The sequence below is a fragment of the Enterococcus sp. C65 genome (assembly GCF_040887165.1).
Taxonomy (GTDB): Bacteria; Bacillota; Bacilli; order Lactobacillales; family Enterococcaceae; genus Enterococcus_B; species Enterococcus_B hirae.
Map to the genome: position 1 here is coordinate 200,985 of NZ_JBFOFG010000003.1, position 16,973 is coordinate 217,957.

17 protein-coding genes are annotated in these 16,973 nt (G+C 37.7%); 13 read left to right on the plus strand and 4 right to left on the minus strand.

Annotated elements, in window-relative coordinates; translation table 11 throughout:
- Positions 1–94: 94 nt before the first annotated feature.
- Positions 95–859 carry a DeoR/GlpR family DNA-binding transcription regulator gene (locus AB3I12_RS04555; RefSeq protein ID WP_063626973.1) on the minus strand — a complete coding sequence of 255 codons (765 nt, stop codon included), beginning with the start codon at positions 857–859 and terminating at the stop codon, positions 95–97.
- A gap of 217 nt (positions 860–1,076) precedes the next feature.
- Here AB3I12_RS04555 and ulaG point away from each other — a divergent pair, with 217 nt between their 5' ends.
- Genes ulaG through araD form a run of 7 tightly spaced genes read left to right on the plus strand, consistent with a single transcriptional unit; the run spans position 1,077 to position 6,681 of the window.
- Positions 1,077–2,144 carry an L-ascorbate 6-phosphate lactonase gene (gene ulaG, locus AB3I12_RS04560; RefSeq protein WP_063626975.1) on the plus strand — a complete coding sequence of 356 codons (1,068 nt, stop codon included), beginning with the start codon at positions 1,077–1,079 and terminating at the stop codon, positions 2,142–2,144.
- 16 nt (positions 2,145–2,160) lie between these two features.
- Positions 2,161–2,613 carry a PTS sugar transporter subunit IIA gene (locus tag AB3I12_RS04565; RefSeq protein ID WP_034866766.1) on the plus strand — a complete coding sequence of 151 codons (453 nt, stop codon included), beginning with the start codon at positions 2,161–2,163 and terminating at the stop codon, positions 2,611–2,613.
- A 12-nt stretch (positions 2,614–2,625) separates the two neighbouring features.
- Positions 2,626–4,116 carry a PTS ascorbate transporter subunit IIC gene (locus AB3I12_RS04570; protein ID WP_063626978.1) on the plus strand — a complete coding sequence of 497 codons (1,491 nt, stop codon included), beginning with the start codon at positions 2,626–2,628 and terminating at the stop codon, positions 4,114–4,116.
- 43 nt (positions 4,117–4,159) lie between these two features.
- Positions 4,160–4,459 (plus strand): PTS sugar transporter subunit IIB, encoded by a 300-nt coding sequence (locus AB3I12_RS04575; RefSeq protein WP_010719408.1) that lies wholly within the window; start codon positions 4,160–4,162, stop codon positions 4,457–4,459.
- Positions 4,460–4,473: 14 nt separating this feature from the next.
- Complete coding sequence (locus tag AB3I12_RS04580; RefSeq protein ID WP_010719407.1) at positions 4,474–5,115, plus strand: 3-keto-L-gulonate-6-phosphate decarboxylase UlaD; 642 nt, start codon at positions 4,474–4,476, stop codon at positions 5,113–5,115.
- Between the two features lie 2 nt (positions 5,116–5,117).
- A complete protein-coding gene (locus AB3I12_RS04585; protein ID WP_063626980.1) occupies positions 5,118–5,978 on the plus strand; it encodes an L-ribulose-5-phosphate 3-epimerase in 861 nt (286 codons plus the stop codon).
- Positions 5,965–6,681 carry an L-ribulose-5-phosphate 4-epimerase AraD gene (gene araD, locus AB3I12_RS04590; protein WP_010719405.1) on the plus strand — a complete coding sequence of 239 codons (717 nt, stop codon included), beginning with the start codon at positions 5,965–5,967 and terminating at the stop codon, positions 6,679–6,681. The genes AB3I12_RS04585 and araD overlap by 14 nt, the downstream gene beginning before the upstream one ends.
- 165 nt (positions 6,682–6,846) lie before the next feature.
- On the opposite strand, the gene AB3I12_RS04595 is transcribed toward araD, so the two are convergent.
- The gene (locus AB3I12_RS04595; RefSeq protein WP_063626982.1) at positions 6,847–7,629 is read right to left on the minus strand and encodes a MerR family transcriptional regulator; all 783 of its coding nucleotides are present in this window, start codon (positions 7,627–7,629) and stop codon (positions 6,847–6,849) included.
- 178 nt (positions 7,630–7,807) lie between these two features.
- Between AB3I12_RS04595 and AB3I12_RS04600 the strand changes: the two genes are divergently transcribed.
- The 3 genes from AB3I12_RS04600 (at position 7,808) to AB3I12_RS04610 (ending at position 12,634) form a co-directional block, all read left to right on the plus strand.
- Positions 7,808–10,411 carry an HAD-IC family P-type ATPase gene (locus tag AB3I12_RS04600; RefSeq protein ID WP_063626983.1) on the plus strand — a complete coding sequence of 868 codons (2,604 nt, stop codon included), beginning with the start codon at positions 7,808–7,810 and terminating at the stop codon, positions 10,409–10,411.
- Between the two features lie 195 nt (positions 10,412–10,606).
- Positions 10,607–11,131, plus strand: coding sequence for a hypothetical protein (locus AB3I12_RS04605; protein ID WP_063626984.1), 525 nt, complete (start codon positions 10,607–10,609; stop codon positions 11,129–11,131).
- 15 nt (positions 11,132–11,146) lie between these two features.
- Positions 11,147–12,634, plus strand: a complete 1,488-nt coding sequence (locus AB3I12_RS04610) for a flotillin family protein (RefSeq protein ID WP_010719401.1) — start codon at positions 11,147–11,149, stop codon at positions 12,632–12,634.
- A 77-nt stretch (positions 12,635–12,711) separates the two neighbouring features.
- Here AB3I12_RS04610 and AB3I12_RS04615 read toward each other — a convergent pair whose 3' ends face one another.
- Positions 12,712–13,305, minus strand: a complete 594-nt coding sequence (locus tag AB3I12_RS04615; protein WP_010719400.1) for an aromatic acid exporter family protein — start codon at positions 13,303–13,305, stop codon at positions 12,712–12,714.
- A 109-nt stretch (positions 13,306–13,414) separates the two neighbouring features.
- Here AB3I12_RS04615 and AB3I12_RS04620 point away from each other — a divergent pair, with 109 nt between their 5' ends.
- Positions 13,415–14,368 carry an aromatic acid exporter family protein gene (locus tag AB3I12_RS04620; RefSeq protein WP_034700359.1) on the plus strand — a complete coding sequence of 318 codons (954 nt, stop codon included), beginning with the start codon at positions 13,415–13,417 and terminating at the stop codon, positions 14,366–14,368.
- A 111-nt stretch (positions 14,369–14,479) separates the two neighbouring features.
- On the opposite strand, the gene AB3I12_RS04625 is transcribed toward AB3I12_RS04620, so the two are convergent.
- Positions 14,480–15,433: a Gfo/Idh/MocA family protein gene (locus tag AB3I12_RS04625; RefSeq protein ID WP_063626985.1), complete on the minus strand. Its 954-nt coding sequence runs from the start codon at positions 15,431–15,433 to the stop codon at positions 14,480–14,482.
- 183 nt (positions 15,434–15,616) lie between these two features.
- Here AB3I12_RS04625 and AB3I12_RS04630 point away from each other — a divergent pair, with 183 nt between their 5' ends.
- Together AB3I12_RS04630 and AB3I12_RS04635 are read left to right on the plus strand one after the other, a co-directional pair.
- Positions 15,617–16,153 carry a hypothetical protein gene (locus AB3I12_RS04630; RefSeq protein WP_014834723.1) on the plus strand — a complete coding sequence of 179 codons (537 nt, stop codon included), beginning with the start codon at positions 15,617–15,619 and terminating at the stop codon, positions 16,151–16,153.
- A 14-nt stretch (positions 16,154–16,167) separates the two neighbouring features.
- The gene (locus AB3I12_RS04635) at positions 16,168–16,971 is read left to right on the plus strand and encodes a D-alanyl-D-alanine carboxypeptidase family protein (RefSeq protein WP_034700361.1); all 804 of its coding nucleotides are present in this window, start codon (positions 16,168–16,170) and stop codon (positions 16,969–16,971) included.
- Positions 16,972–16,973 lie beyond the last annotated feature (2 nt).

The window sequence follows — 16,973 nt, forward strand, 5'->3', positions numbered from 1 at the left end:
TGGATCAGGTCATTTTGTTTGAACATCATTTGTAAATAAGCAAAAGCCGATGTGGCTGGGACAGAATCTTGTTCTATTCACACCGGCTTTTTTTTTAACTGATTTGGATGACTTTCACCCCAACATTGTTGATTTCAGCGATTACTTTTTCAGAACAAAACTGGTCAGTAATCAAATAATCAAAAACAGAAATATCTGCAATTTTAAATTTTGATGTTAAACCAATTTTGCGATGATCAGCAACTAGAATTTTACATTTAAACGTTTGACGAATCATCATTTCATTGATCGTTGATTCATTGAGAATTTTAGTTGTTACGCCATTATCGATCGACACACCACTGCAACCAATGATACAGACATCAGCATTCATTGAAGAAATGGTATTTAATGCGATATCACCCACTAATGCTTCTTTTGGAAAGCGCATCTCACCTCCAGTCAAGATATAATTGCAGTTTTCTTTATGAGGGGAGTAAGTGATTTTTACGTTATTTGTGACAATTGTCAGGTGATTGGCACATACATATTCAACCACTTTAAGTGCAGTAGAACTAGAATTAATGAATACGGTATCATAATCATTGATGTATTTACAAGCTTCACGAGCGATTGATTGTTTTAGTCGTTCTGGTCCAGATTGATCAAAGTCTGTACGATTATCATAATTATAAGAACAGAACCCGTAATGACGAATGATCTCATTTTTTTCTTCTAATAAATTTAGGTCTCTGCGTATTGTACTAATAGAGACTTTTAAAGATTCAGCTAACTCATATGTTGTCATTTGCTCTTTTTGTTGTAATCGCTCCAAAATATCCTTTTGACGCTTCTCAATATTGACAATGGAATTTTTCATTATTTACCCTCCTATATGTCGTTTGTATATATGATTTTTATTACTTCAAAAATTCATATAAAGTTTATTAACTACATCTATCATACTAAAAAAATCAATTAACTAACAAAAACGATCATATAAATAATAAACACTCATATAAAAGGGTTTTCATGTTTGACGCCGCATATTATGATTTAGATGTCAACAAAAGAAAGTTCTTGAGAGGAGCATTACAATGAGCAAACATGTCAATGATGTCACAAAAGAAAATTGGGTTTTAGAAACATTTCCTGAATGGGGTACCTACTTGAATGAAGAGATCGAAGCAGAGGAAGTAAAAGAAGGAACGGTTGCGATGTGGTGGTTAGGTTGTACCGGGATTTGGTTAAAGACGCATAAAGGGACAAATATTTTGTGTGATTTATGGTGTGGGACAGGTAAACGTAGTCATGGAAATGGGATGATGAAAAAAGGGCATCAGATGATGCGAATGAGTGGGGTTCAAAAAATGCAACCGAACTTGCGGACGCAACCTTTTGTGATTGACCCTTTTGAAATGAAAAGTGTAAACGCTTTAGTTGTCACGCATATCCATTCGGATCATTTGGATATCAATACAGCAGCTGCTGTTCATCAAAATTGTCCGAATGCAAAATTCATTGGTCCTCAAGAAGTAGTAAATACTTGGTTGAACTGGGGAATTCCAAAAGAGAAAACGATAATCGTCAAACCAGGAGATGAAGTCAAAATTGAGGATGTAACTATCGTTGCTTTAGAAGCATTTGACCGTACAGCATTAGTCACTTGTAAAGATCCAGAGGAAACTTTAAAAGGGAAAATACCTCAAGAAATGGATGAGATCGCTGTGAATTATCTATTTGAAACATCGGGTGGAAATATTTATCATGCTGGAGACTCTCATTATTCTAATATGTTTGCGAAACATGGGAACGAACATACTATTGATGTTTGCCTAGGTGCATATGGTGAAAATCCACGAGGTATCACGGATAAAGTGACTTCTGTCGATATGTTGCGAATGGCTGAGTCATTAAAGGCTAAAGTAGTCATCCCTGTTCATTATGATATCTGGGCAAATTTTATGGCTGATCCAAAAGAAATTACCGAAATATGGAAGTTTAAAAAGGATCGCTTGAAGTACGATTTTAAACCATATATCTGGCAGGTAGGAGGCAAGTTTACCTATCCAACGAACAAAGACGACCTGGAATTTAATTTCTACCGTGGTTTTGAGGATGTATTTTCTGTAGAAAACGATACACCATTCCCGTCATTCTTATAGAAAAGAGGCTAACAACATGTTGAAATATTTTTTGGATCAAGGCTTGGTGAAATATTCCGATAAAGAAATTACTGATTGGAAGGAAGCTGTTGCTGAAAGCTGTCAACTATTATTAGATAAAAAGTTGATTGATCAAAGTTACGTAGATGAAATCATCCAATGTGTAGAAGAACATGGTCCTTATATCGTGATTGTTCCCAAAGTGGCAATGCCACATTCTTCAGCAGATAGTGAAGGAGTTTATGGAACAGCTATCTCATTCACTAAAATGAAAAGACCCATTCAATTCGACCAAGAAGAAAAATCAGCAAGTTTATTCTTTACTTTAGCAGCCAAAAATGTAGATCAGCATATGGAAAATATTCAAAAATTGTCTGAGTTGTTGATGATAGATGGGCTAATTGATCGTTTGGCAGATACCGATTCGATTGAAGACTATCGAGTGGTGATGCAAGAGTATAACTTATAGGAGGAAAAAAGAATGGCTGATTTTTTATTGAGCATTTGGACTTATTTCGCTACAAACATCTTAACTCAACCAGCTTATCTGATTGGTTTTATTGTACTGCTAGGGTACATTCTCTTGAAACGTCCATTTTATGAGTGTATTGCTGGTTTCTTGAAAGCAACAGTCGGTTACTTCATTTTGACGGTTGGTTCAGGAGGATTAGTAAACAACTTCCGCCCCATTTTAGTAGGTTTAAAAGAACGGTTTAATCTGGATGCGATGGTCACCGATCCATATTTTGGACAAAATGCCGTTGACTCTGGATTAGAGGAAACATTTGGTCGTACATTTGGGGATGTCATGATTTTACTTTTGATTGCTTTTGTTATGAATATCTTACTCGTTCGTTTTCAAAAATATACAAAATTACGTTCGGTTTTTACAACTGGAAATGTTCAGATTCAACAATCTGCAACTGCTTTTTGGATATTATTATTTTGTTTTCCCTCTTTAGGAAGAATTCAAGTTCTGATTTTTATGGGACTGATTTTAGGCTGTTATTGGGCAGTAGCTTCTAATTTAACAGTTGGTATCACCCAGGAGTTAACCGAGGGCGCTGGTTTTTCTGTGGCACATCAGCAAATGTTTGGTATCTATATATTTGCGAAGTTAGCCGAGTTTTTAAAGAAACGTGATCAAAAAAAAGAACACTCTAAAAAAGTGGATAAAAAATTGGAAGATATTGAATTACCAGGTTTTTTATCTATATTTAATGAAAATATGGTAGCAACTTCTTTATTAATGCTTTTATTTTTTGGAATTATTTTGTTAGTGCTAGGAAAAGATTATTTGATTCAAGCACAGTTTATGAAAGAAGGACAAAGTTTCTTGTTCTATATTATGACAACATCATTGAATTTTGCTGTCTACCTAGCCATTTTACAATTAGGAGTCCGTACTTTCGTGGATGAGCTAACACAATCTTTTCAAGGGATCTCAAATACAATCCTACCAGGTGCGGTTCCTGGGATTGACGTAGCTGCTACTTTTGGTTTTGGTTCACCTAACGCCGTAACCATTGGCTTCTTGTTTGGTGCCTTAGGTCAATTTTTGATGATTGCCTTACTCATTTTGTTCAAATCACCAACCATCGTGATTGCTGGTTTTATTCCACTGTTCTTTGACAATGCAGTTATCGCAGTTTTTGCCAACAATCGAGGTGGTTTCAAAGCCGCCTGTCTGTTCCCATTTCTTTCTGGAATCATTCAAGTTGGTGGATCGGCCGTTTTTGCAACTTGGATCGGCATGTCAAAATATGGTGGCTATCTCGGTATGTTTGACTGGGCCACTGCTTGGCCATTATTTACTGTAATGATGAAGTTTTTGGGGTATGTTGGTATCGCATTAGTCGTGGTTGGGCTATTGATTATTCCACAATTACAATACCGTAAAAATCCAGACGGGTACTTTTTGATCGTCGATGATTATGATCAATATGCAGAAAAATATCACAACGAGAATTAAATACAACAATAAAATTAAAATGAACACATAGGAGGAAAACATAATGAGAATTTTAGTATCTTGCGCAAACGGGTCGGGAACAAGTTTGATGATGATGAGAAGCGTCGAAAAGGCAATGAAAGAACTAGGTGTGTCAATTACCAAAATCCATCATTGTGCAATTTCTGAAGGAAAAAGTTCTGCGACTCAGTATGATGTCGTTTTTACACCAGTCAATTTTTTGAATATGTTTATCCAAGCAGAGAAAAAAGGAATTACAGTGATTGGCATTAAAAATGTCATGTCAGCCAAAGAAATTGGTGAAAAATTTGCTGAATCAGCGTTGTATCAAAAATCTAAATAAAAGAGGAAGACAAAATGAGCAGACCAAAATTACAGATTGCTTTGGATCATAATGATTTAGAACAAGCATTAGCTGATGTATTTCAAGTAGGGGATATTGTCGATATTATTGAAATTGGAACCATTTTATGTCTGCAAGAGGGGCGCAAAGCCATCAGCTGTATTCGTAGCATGTTTCCAAGGAAAACAATTGTTGCTGATACAAAATGTGCGGATGCCGGGGGAACGGTAGCCAAAAATGTAACTGATGCCGGTGCGGATTTTATGACTGTTATCTGCTGTGCTACTCTGCCAACCATGGAAGCAGCTCAAAAAGAAGTGAAGGCATTGCAAGTCGAACTGTATGGGGATTGGACCTATGAACAAGCAGCTGAATGGCGGAGGATCGGTATCCAACAGGTGATCTATCATCAAAGTCGAGATGCATTACTTTCTGGTGAAACTTGGGGAGAACGGGATCTGACAAAAGTAAAGAAATTGATAGAAATGGGCTTTGCAGTTTCTGTGACAGGTGGATTAAACGTGGAAACATTGAAATTATTCGCAGGGATTGAAGTGGAAACTTTTATAGCTGGAAGAGGGATTTCTAGTGCGGACGATCCTGCAAAAGCAGCCAATGATTTTAAACAAGAAATGATTCGCATTTGGGGGGAATAGACTTGGCTCAAATCGGAATTTATGAGAAGGCACTACCAAAAGATATCTCTTGGAAAGAGCGCTTTTTATTAGCAAAGGAACTTGGCTTTTCCTTTATTGAGATGTCGATTGACGAGACAGATGAACGCCTAGCTCGACTCAATTGGTCTGACGAGATGATCAATCAAATACGCAAAGACATGAAAGAGACGGGTATACGGATCAATTCCATTTGTCTGAGTGGTCATCGCAGGTTTCCTTTTGGCTCTTCAAATGAAGCGTATCGGATAAAAGCCAAAGAATTGATGGTCAAAGCGATCCGACTTGCTCAGCGCTTAAGTATCAAAATTATCCAAGTAGCCGGATACGATGTCTATTATGAAAAAAAAACAAGGCTATCACGAAAATTATTTATTGAAGGACTTGAAGAAAGCGTCAAAATAGCTTCTGAATATGGAATAATCTTGTCAATTGAAATTATGGATGATCCATTTATGAATTCAATCACTAAATTTTTAGAAATCAAACGCCAGATTGATTCACCATATCTTCAAGTCTACCCAGATCTTGGTAACCTTTCGGCTTGGCAAGAAAACGATCCAGAACGTGAACTAGAAAAAGGGATCAATTGGATTTCTTCCATCCACTTAAAGGATACCTATCCAGTAACAACTGAATCATCAGGTCAATTTCGTGATGTTCCTTTTGGCGCAGGCTGTGTTGACTTTGATGGTTTGTTAAAGAAACTCAAACAGATGAATTATAATGGGTCATTTTTAATTGAAATGTGGAGTGAAAAAAATCCGGATTTTAAAAAAGAAATCGCAGCAGCAAAGAGCTATCTTTATCCGAAGCTAAAGGAGGCAGGTTATGAGTTTGCGTAATCCGATCATTAAAGAAATGAAACAACGTGTTTATGAAGCAAATTTGGCACTACCTCAATATGGACTAGTTAAGTTGACTTGGGGCAATGTCAGTGAGATTGATCGAGCGCTTGGGGTGATCGTGATCAAGCCAAGTGGTGTAAAGTATGAACAGATGGCTCCCGAACAAATGGTAGTGACTGATCTAGCTGGAAATCCGCTAGAAGAAGATGGGATGAAGCCCTCTTCTGATTTATCGACTCATGTGATTTTGTATCAAGCTTTTGAAAAAATCAATGCTATCGTCCACACGCACTCCACTCATTCAGTCATGTGGGCGCAGGCTGGTCGAGACTTGCCTGCCTATGGAACAACTCATGCGGATGCTTTTTATGGAACGATTCCTTGCACACGGCAATTAACTGAAAAAGAAGTTAAAAGTGCTTATGAAAGAAACACTGGTCATGTGATTGTTGAAACGTTTCAAGAGAGACAATTAGCTCCCACTGAAGTTCCTGGTGTATTCGTTTATGGACATGGCCCATTTACTTGGGGTGAAACCCCTGCAAAGGCGGTAGAGAATAGCTTGATCTTAGACGAAATATGCTTAATGGCTAAAGAAAATGAAAAAATTAATCCTGCTATGCAATCTATTCCACAATATCTTTTAGATAAGCACTACTATCGAAAACATGGGATGCATGCATATTACGGTCAAAAATGACGAAGCTTGCGGGGGCTTACTTGAAGTCTTCACATTTATTGATTCGTAGCACTTAGTAGCAAATTTTTATTCTTGATTTATAAAAGAGTTACTATGTCTGAGTTTGATGTCTGATGTCAAACTCAGACGTAGTTTTTTCTTGTATAAATACTTAGTTATCCAAAGCTACGATTCAACTAAAATTTCTAAACGCGTCACATATTCTTCTGGCTTATTCGTTTCGTGAAAATCAATCAGATAAGATTCATAAAATGGACTGGCTCTATGAAGCGAATGGGTAGTCAGGTAGTTCATGATGGTAGCAATTCCTTTCTTCCTTTGTTCATAGTCACCTTTAAAACTATAACTAAGATAATTTCCAGCAGGGAGTATCTCAGCATCCTCATTTTTAATCGTAAGGTCAGGACAAAAATAAAATACTTGATAGGTAAAAGGATCTTCTTCTAAATGGATGATACTACCAAAAAGATTTTGATTATTAGTGCTTAATAAAGGTTCGTATTTTTTATGAAGTTCTTTTAACGAAAAGTCGATTTGTTCATCCGTCGCAACCGTAGAAGCTTTAAGAATCAGTCTTTTCGGTTGCTGCACTAATAGCACTTCTTGATAGTCTATGTTCTCTGCTTCTTCAATTAACTGGACACGTTCTTTTAAAAGCTCGATTTTTTTTTGTGAGTCACTGATGAGTTGATGAAGTGCCTCGATTTCAAAAGCTAATAATTCTTTTGTCTTGCTGATTTCTTTTTGCTTCAAATAATCGGCGATCTCAGTAATGGAGACGTCAAAATAACGTAGGTCACGGATGGTATTCAGTTGTTCAATGTGTTCGTAAGAATAATTTCGATAGCCATTTTCATCATAATCCGGTGTAATCAAACCTAATTTTTCATAATAGCGTAAAGTATGGGCTGTAATATCATAGAGCTTTGCTAATTCATTGATTTTCAAATCATCACTTCCATTGATCAGTCATTTTAAGTAAGGTTATTTTACTACGAAACGTGGGGGAAATGTGAATGGAATTGATTTTCTTATTCTACATAGATAGATTTGCTTAAATTTTTCTTGACCTTAGAGTCACTCTAACCTTTATGATTTGATCAGTAAGAATTATTGGAGGAAAAAAATGAAAGAATGGTACACCTTATCAATCATAGAAATCAAAGAAAAATTAATGGTAAAAAAAGCAATGAACGAACAAGAAAGGAACGAACGACAACTTAAGTATGGAAGAAACGTCTTAGAAAATGGTATTAAAGTTCCAGAATGGAAAAAATTTCTTTCTTACTTTCATGATGCACTGATGTACATTTTACTAGGAGCTGCGATCGTTAAGCTTTTTACAGGCGCATATATTGAAGGCAGTATGATTTTTTTAGTTGTTTTCTTAAATGCGCTGATCGGCTATTTACAAGAGCGAAAGGCAGCTTCATCTTTAGACAGCATTGCGGAATTACTTAGTGAAAAAGCAGTCATCATCGAAAAGGGACAGCAAAAAGAGATTGCACCAGCTGATTTAGTGGTGGGTGATCAACTCGTATTGGCTGCTGGAGATATCGTTTCTGCAGATGTTCGTTTGAGTGAAACGTTCAATTTACAAATCGATGAAGCAATTCTTACTGGAGAAACCCATGCGATCCAAAAGACGACCAACCCGTTACCGCTTGAGACACCTTTAGCGGAACAAACAAATATGGCTTTTTCTGGGACTAAAGTGGAATCAGGTAGAGGAATAGGGATCGTAGTCGCTGTCGGAACTGCTACAGAAATTGGAAAAATCAGCACTTCATTAGGGTCGATCTCTGAACAAGAAACGCCTTTATTGAAGAAGATCAAGGAAATGAATACTAGTATATTTAAAGGAATCGCTGCGTTGATTTTATTGCTATCTACCGTATCCTACTTTTATTATGGCATGACTTGGGGCTATATAGCGACAGCTGTCATTGCCTTGATCGTGTCTTCTATCCCAGAAGGACTTCCTTCGATCTTAACGATTATTTTATCTTCGGGTGTCAATCGGATGGCAAAGAAACAAGCAATCGTCAAAAATCTACCTACAGTTGAAACGTTAGGGGCAATGACAGTAATTTGTTCAGATAAAACAGGAACACTGACTAAAAATGAAATGACATTGGTTAGCTTAGCGACTAGAGAAGCGAACTATGGGGTGGAAATGCTTGAAGAAAAAAACTGGACCAAAAATGAGACTTGGCTTGTTGAAGCGATGCATAATTGTCAAGAAACCCAACTAACTCAAGGAGTATGTCCAACTTCAGGTAATGCCACGGAATTAGCTTTATTAAAATGGACCAATCAACAACCGATCGAACTTTATCCAGTCGTTGATAAAATCCCTTTCGACTCAGCTTACAAATATATGGCGACCGTCCATGAGATTGCAGGAAAAAGGATCTTATTTGTGAAAGGTGCGCCAGATGTTTTACTGAATAAAGTGCAATATGAACTGGGATCAGATGGAAGACAACAACAGATAGATTATGCTATGTGGTTACAAAAAAACGAACAATTAGCGCAAACAGGCCAACGTGTCTTAGCGTTTGCAATGAAAGAGTTAAAGGATCGTGAATTGTCACATGAAGAATTAACGAATGAGCTAGTGATGATTGGACTTAGTGGCATCATTGATCCGCCAAAGGAATCAGCTATTGCTTCAGTCAAGGAAATGCAACAAGCAGGGATCAGAGTAAAAATGATCACTGGCGATCATCAAGCAACAGCAAAAGCGATCGCTGAGGAATTAGGTTTAAAAAATGCTAAATCGGCGATTACGGGAACGGAACTAGATCAATTGACAGAAGAAGAATGGAAGATCGCTGTCCGTGAGAATGATGTTTTTGCTAGGACGACACCTGAACATAAATTGGCTATTGTGACCTATCTCCAAGAACAAGATGAAATTGTTGGAATGACTGGGGACGGCGTTAATGATGCGCCAGCTTTGAAAAAAGCCGATGTCGGGATCGCTATGGGAATCAAAGGGAGCGATGTTAGCAAACAGGCAGCAGACATGGTGTTGGTAGATGATAATTTTGAGACCATTGCAAAAGCCGTGAAAGAAGGACGACGTATTTTTGATAATTTGAAAAAGACGATTCTCTTTTATTTGCCAACTTGTTTAGCCCAAGGATTACTGTTGCTCTTTTCATTGGTAGGAAATTTCCCATTACCTTTAACTACTGTACAAATCTTGTGGTTAAATCTAGTCGCTTCGATCACCCTTTCATACGCATTGGGTTTTGAAAAAGCAGATCAAGATGTTATGAATCGTCCACCGAGACCAATTAACGAAAAAATCCTATCAAAATATGCACTTTTGCGTATTTTATATGTTGGGATCATCATGACTATTTTAGGGTTCGTTGCAATGGATTTTGTTCCTGCTGAAACGAAACAAACCGTTCTGGTCAATGCGATGGTTTTTGGACAAGCCTTCTACATGGTTAATTGTCGAAGAGTGACTGAATTTAGTCTGACAAAAGATCTTTTTGAAAATCGGGCATTACTCTATTCGATTGGAGCGATGATCCTCTTACAAGGATTGATGTTAGTGTTCCCACCATTAAAAATTGCGATTGGGACAGTTTCATTGACTGTCCAAGAAGTAAGCATCAGTTTACTACCTGGATTGGTTTTATTCCTTCTTGTTGAATTAGAGAAAGCTTTTGTAGGGATGACGGTAAAATCAACTCACAAACTAGATGCATGAGCCATTTTCTTTTTAAAGAAAAGAAGCGAACAAAAATAATAAACGATCGCATCAAAGTTCTTTTGTTGCCGGTGGGGTGTCCGCCCCACTGGCTAAATTGTCATTGGGAAATTGGTAAAACAAAATTATCGATCAAACTATACAGAAAGTTATTCTATTGGTATGATAGAACAAAACAGAGGAGGAGGCGATTACATGATTGGAGGGGTGGCATTAGAGACGATTTATTGGTATACACTTTTAACTTGTGCGGGGATTGCAGTTTTTCTGCTAGTCTTTGGAGATATTTTTGATTTCGATGGTCCAATAGACCCGATACTCATTGTCCCTTGGCTAACTTTTACCAGCCTGTTTGGGTATTTAGGAGAGCGCTTAACAGAATTAGATTCGCTGTTTCTATTGATTTCAAGTGGGGCGATTGCAACTGTTTTAGTGTTTTTGCTCAATTTTTATGTCCGAATGCCGATGAAAAATGCTGAAAGTACGTTGTCTGCATCAGAAAAAACTCTTGAAGGACAGATGGCGATCGTAGTTACACCCATACCATTAAAAGGGATGGGAGAGATCCAATTAAAAATTGTGACTGGTTCGATTACGCGACCTGCATGCTTTTATGCCCCACAAAGTTCACCAGCTAAGCAAGGGGAACAGGTCTTGATCATTGAAGTAAAAGAAAGAGTTTGTTATGTAACGCCTTATGAAGGCATGCTAAAAATATGAAGGAGTGTATAAGAAATGGAAATATCAGGAGTTTATATCGCAATTGCTATTGCAGTCTTGATCATTTTAATGTTACTGATCGTCTTTGTAGCAAAATATCAAACTGCCAAACCAGATGAAGCATTAATTATTAGCGGGAGTTATTTAGGCAGTAAAAATGTCCACGCAGATGAAAGTAATAATAAAATCAAAATCGTTCGTGGTGGCGGGGCATTTGTTTTACCAGTTTTCCAACGCTCGAATCGGATCAGTCTCTTGTCAAGCAAGTTAGATGTTTCGACGCCAGAAGTCTATACTGAACAAGGGGTACCAGTGATGTGTGATGGCACCTCGATCATCAAGATTGGTTCTTCAGTGGAAGAGATTGCGACTGCTGCAGAACAGTTTCTAGGTAAAACACGTGAGGAACTTGAAAATGAAGCAAGAGAAGTTTTGGAAGGGCATCTTCGTTCCATTTTGGGTTCGATGACTGTAGAAGAAATTTATCAAAACCGCGACAAATTTAGTCAAAGCGTTCAAGAAGTAGCATCTGTTGATTTAGCGAAAATGGGATTGATCATTGTTTCGTTTACGATCAAAGAAGTCCGTGATAAAAACGGTTACTTAGATTCTTTAGGGAAACCACGGATCGCCCAAGTGAAACGTGACGCAGATATTGCGGAAGCAGAAGCGTTAAAAGAAACACGTATTAAAAAAGCAGAAGCTGAAAAAGATTCTCAAGCAGCGGAACTACAAAGACAGACGGAAATTGCAGAATCAATCAAAGAAAAAGAATTAAAACTAGCTTCTTACAAGCAAGAACAAGATATTGCAAAAGCCAAAGCAGACCAAGCCTATAACTTGGAAAGCGCTCGGGCGCAACAACATGTTGTTGAACAAGAAATGGAAGTAAAAGTCATTGAACGACAAAAACAAATTGAATTAGAAGAAAAAGAAATCATTCGTCGTGAGAAACAATACGATTCAGAAGTGAAGAAAAAAGCCGATGCGGATCGTTATGCCAAAGAACAAGAAGCACAAGCTCAAAAGGTAAAAGAAGTAACTGAAGCCGAAGCTGAACAATTCCGCGTTGAAGCACTGGCACAAGCCGAAGCCAATAAAACCCGGTTAGCTGGTCAAGCGGAAGCGGAAGCGACTTTAGCCAAAGGAGCGGCCGAAGCTGAAGCCAAAGCCAAAATCGCAGATGCGTTCAAAGAATATGGGGAAGCAGCGGTCTTGAGTATGGTAATCGAGATGTTACCACAATTAATGAAAGAAGCAGCACAACCATTAGGAAACATTGAGAAAATCTCAGTGGTTGATACCAGTAACGGGTCAAGCGAAAATGGCGGAGCAAACCGGGTGACTAACTATGCTACCAATCTTTTAGCTTCCACTCAAGAAACGTTGAAAGAAACAACAGGATTAGATATCAAAGACATTATCGAAAATCTCTCTAATCGTGGAACGATGAAACAAGTTAATCTCTATGAAAACGGGGAACAACCCGATCAAGCAGAATAACTATTGTTTAAATTAGTTAGAAAAATAAACAAACCAGTTTCTTTCATGTTGAAGAGACTGGTTTGTTTATTTATGTATTAGCTATTTTTGTGTTTTTTGATCTGTTCTTCGACTTCTGCCAAATTTTCTCTAAGCAACGCTTCTTTTTTTTGCAGCTCAACTAAGTCTTCTACAAGCTCTTCTTTCTTTTCTGTCTCAGGTGGACGGAGAAAGAAATTGATTCCGATGGCGATAAAGGTTCCAATGAATGTGTCTAAGACTCGTTGGATCGCATATAAAGAGGATTCGCCTTGAGGAACGCTCAGGGCAATCAACAACAAAGTGGCGATTGCTGAGATGATCCCAGAATTATTATTGATTCCGTCAGATACCACGATGACGATGACCACTAGAACCGGCAGCAGAAATAATTCCACTAAAAAATCATTGTGAAAATAGTTCTTTACTAAAAAATAGATGATTCCGAGAAAGCCGCCGATTGAATTGCCAATGATTCTTGAACGACCAAAGGAAACAGTAGTGGTTAAATCTTGGCGCAAGGAAAAAACAGCTGACAATGCAGCAATCATCGGTAGTCCTCGATCAGTGACGTGGAAAAATAAAATACATAAAAAAACTGCTAATGCGCTTTTTATTGTTCGCATTCCTAAACGAAAACGGCCAAATTCCATCGCTTATTCTCCTTTTAGTCCTTTTTAATAGGATAACGAACTTTTAAAGAGATTGCTAGTTTTTAGCTAAGTCTTTTAGTATAATTCTAAGAAAAGAGAGGGGTTGCTTATGCGTATCGGAATGAGGACCGTGAAAACAGTGGTTAGTAGTATGTTGTCCATGGTTACCGCCCAAATGTTTTCATTATTGTTTTGGCCTTCAGCAGGAATCATTGCTTTGTTAAGTGTGGGCAACACGAAGCGTTCAACTTTAAGAACTGGGATGTTAAGGATTGCGGCATTTATTTTAGCGACTGTGATTGCTTTTATTAGTTTTTTTATTTTTGATTATACGATCTTGGGGTTTGGCTTGTTCCTACTACTGTTTATTCCTCTGACTGTTGGGTTAAAATTGACGGATGGAATTGTCGTAAATTCTGTGCTAGTCACACACTATTTAAGTGAAAAAAATATGAGTTGGTCGTTGATCGGTAATGCAGCAAGTTTAATGGCTATCGGTGTCTTTTTTGCACTAGTAGCGAATATCTATATGCCGGATATCAAAAAACAGCTACAAAAAAATCAACAATTGATCGAAGAAGAGTTTCGTATCATTTTAAACAACATGGCTGATTTCCTACTGACTGGAAGAAATACCAACAATCAACTGCTTTGTGATAAATTGTTGGCTTTTGTAAGAGAAAGTCAGAGCGATGCTAGGAAGTACCAAGAGAATTACTGGGTGAAACAAACGCAATACTATGAAACGTATTTTTCCATGCGTCGAACCCAAATCAACGTGATCAAAGATATGCAGGGAAATCTGGATCGAATCCAAGATCCGGTTCCTTATGGCAAGCATATTTACGGCTTGTTGGTTTATACTGCAGAAACTTTTTCCGAAAAAAATGATGGAAAAGAATTATTGAAGCGGATTGAAGAAGTCTACGAACTATATCGGGACATGGCTATGCCCAAAGAACGTTTAGAATTTGAAGATCGAGCAGAATTGTTTCAATTTTTGCAATCCTTTAAGAGCTTTATTGAAATCAAAGCGGAATTCTCGCAACAATCGATTGGTTAAATTATTCAGTTCAATGAATGAAATAAAGAGAAGCTGTTTAAGCATTGGAGATGTCTCCGTTGCTTAAACAGCTTTTCATGTGTTGAAAAATTCCGGCTTATTTCAAGGAGCTTATTTTTGCCAAAGTTTTTGCATCCCATCAAGGATCTCGATGACATCGTGGGTCAGAAACAACGAACGGTTAGGGAGTTCGCCTTTAATAGTTTTGACCATATTTTCGATTTCATAATTCATGGCTTGCGCGGTGCTGCCGCTTTCGATCCATTCTTTTGTCCCGTCATTGAAGATGATCTCCGCACGATCCGCACGAGGGTAATCGGTGATGGTGATATAGCCTTCTTCAAAGGCAACGATTCCCACTTTAGGCATTTTGGCTTGGAAAGTCAGACTGATCGTTGCTAACTCATTTTCTTTATTCCTTAAAATAGTCACTGACTGTTCATCCACACCTGTTTCAAATGGTACCATTGTTGATGCAATAACTTCTGGTTGAGAGCTCAAAAAGAAACGAGCAAACGAGACGGCGTATGTCCCAATATCTAATAAAGCACCACCAGCTAATTCAGGATTGAAAAAGCGATTGGTTGGATCGGGATCTTTATAGCTGCCAAATGGTGCTTGAATCATTTTTAATGCCCCAAGCTTGTTTGTATCGATCAAAGAACGTAACTGTTGATACAATGGCATATTGAAAATCGTCATCGCTTCTGCTAACACTAGATTCTTTTCTTCTGCTAATTTCATTGCTTCGGTCAGTTCTTTTTTATTCATGGTGATCGCTTTTTCACATAAAACATGCTTATTCGCTGCTAATGCTTCCATGATATGTTGACTATGTTGACGATTGGGAACGGCAATATAAATAATATCGATTTCTTGGTCAGTAAGCATTTCTTGATAACTACCATATGCTTTAGGAATATGATAGCGTTGTGCAAATGCTTCTGCTTTATCTATTGTTCGTGAAGCAACTGCTGCCAACTCGCTTGTTTCTTGGTCAAAATGTTCCGCAAACTCATGTGCAATATTTCCTAAGCCAATGATTCCCCATTGATACTTTTTCATACTTCAAAACTCCTTCTCGTGTTATATTTAATATAGTGAATGAAATGAAAAAATGCTATTGTCCTTGTTTAATTATACCAAATGAATCGTTAAAATTTGTGTTAGAGTACTTTAATAAGAAAAAGTAAAGTCGTAGTGAATTTTTTTGAAATTTAAGTAAAATGAGTAGAGGGGGAAACTTTTATGCATCAAGTTTATGTTGATTTGATTCTTAGTGTATTACTGGAACAGTACGCAACAGAAAAGAATTTTTTAGAGGACTATTTAGTAATTGACGAAGCGCAGTGGGAAGGCTGGAAACGAGGAGAGAAGAACCTTCCATCTGAAACCATGCAGAAAATCAAAAACCTGTTTACTGATTATGAATGGATGCTTACGCAAAAGATTTTACGACAAACGATCATTTTCCCTGAGAAAAGGACGACTGCAGTGGCAGAGTATAAACAAATCAAAACGAGAATCGCTCAAAAATGGTTAACGGATGGTCCTGCCAAAGTCGAATTGATTCCATTAAAAAACGATCAATATCTTACAGGGTTCCTTGACTTGAAGGTAAGTATTAATTATGATGAATGGGGTTATGACGACATCTTGAACTTTCGATTACCTGCAGACGTTCAAAGACAGATCGAAGGCGAGAAATTGGAACTGTTGGATTGGGTAAACGAGAATTTAGAAGAAACCTATGTTCATGAAAAAAATGAACATAAAAAGGAATGAGAGGATTTTTAAGAGTGAATAAAGTTTTAGGGTTTGGAGCAGTTGTGATCATGGTTGCCGCAATGGGGTACATCTTTGTAAGCGAGCAACACATGAAATCTGACGTCCAAGCAGAAAATCAAACAACTGAACAAGTAACCAAACAGACAACAAAGAGTTCCAAAGAAACTAAAGTGAAGGATTCTACCAAAAAAAGTGAAGATTTACCAAAGGTTCAACCGACCGATTGGGATCTTGTCTTGGTAGGACCTGATCATAAAATCGAAAAAGAAATCAATGAAGACACGCAGCTGGCATCACTGCCCAATGGTTATTTGATCGATAAACGTATCGAATCCCATTATGAAGATTTTGCGAAAGCAGCACAATCTGCAGGTTTTCCTTTAGTGATGGTCTCCGCATATCGTTCGGTTGCAGCACAGCAACAGGTGTTTACACAAAATGTCCAAGAAGTGATGAGTAGTCAACATGTTTCAGAGGAAGAGGCGACAGCAATCACGAAACAAACAATCACCGTCCCTGGACATAGCGAACATCATACAGGCTTAGCGGTCGATGTAGTGGATGAAAATTGGTATAATAATTATCCTTCACAGCTTTTAGAGGCAAGTTATGGAGATCAACCAGGGGCAAAATGGATTGCTGAAAATGCGCCTAAATATGGATTTATCATACGTTATCCTAAAGATCGTCAAGATATTACAAAAATCACGTATGAACCATGGCACCTACGTTATGTTGGAGAAGAAAGTGCGGCCTATATTTCGAAACATGATATCACATTAGAAGAATACTTAGAACAATTACAAAAGAAATAGGA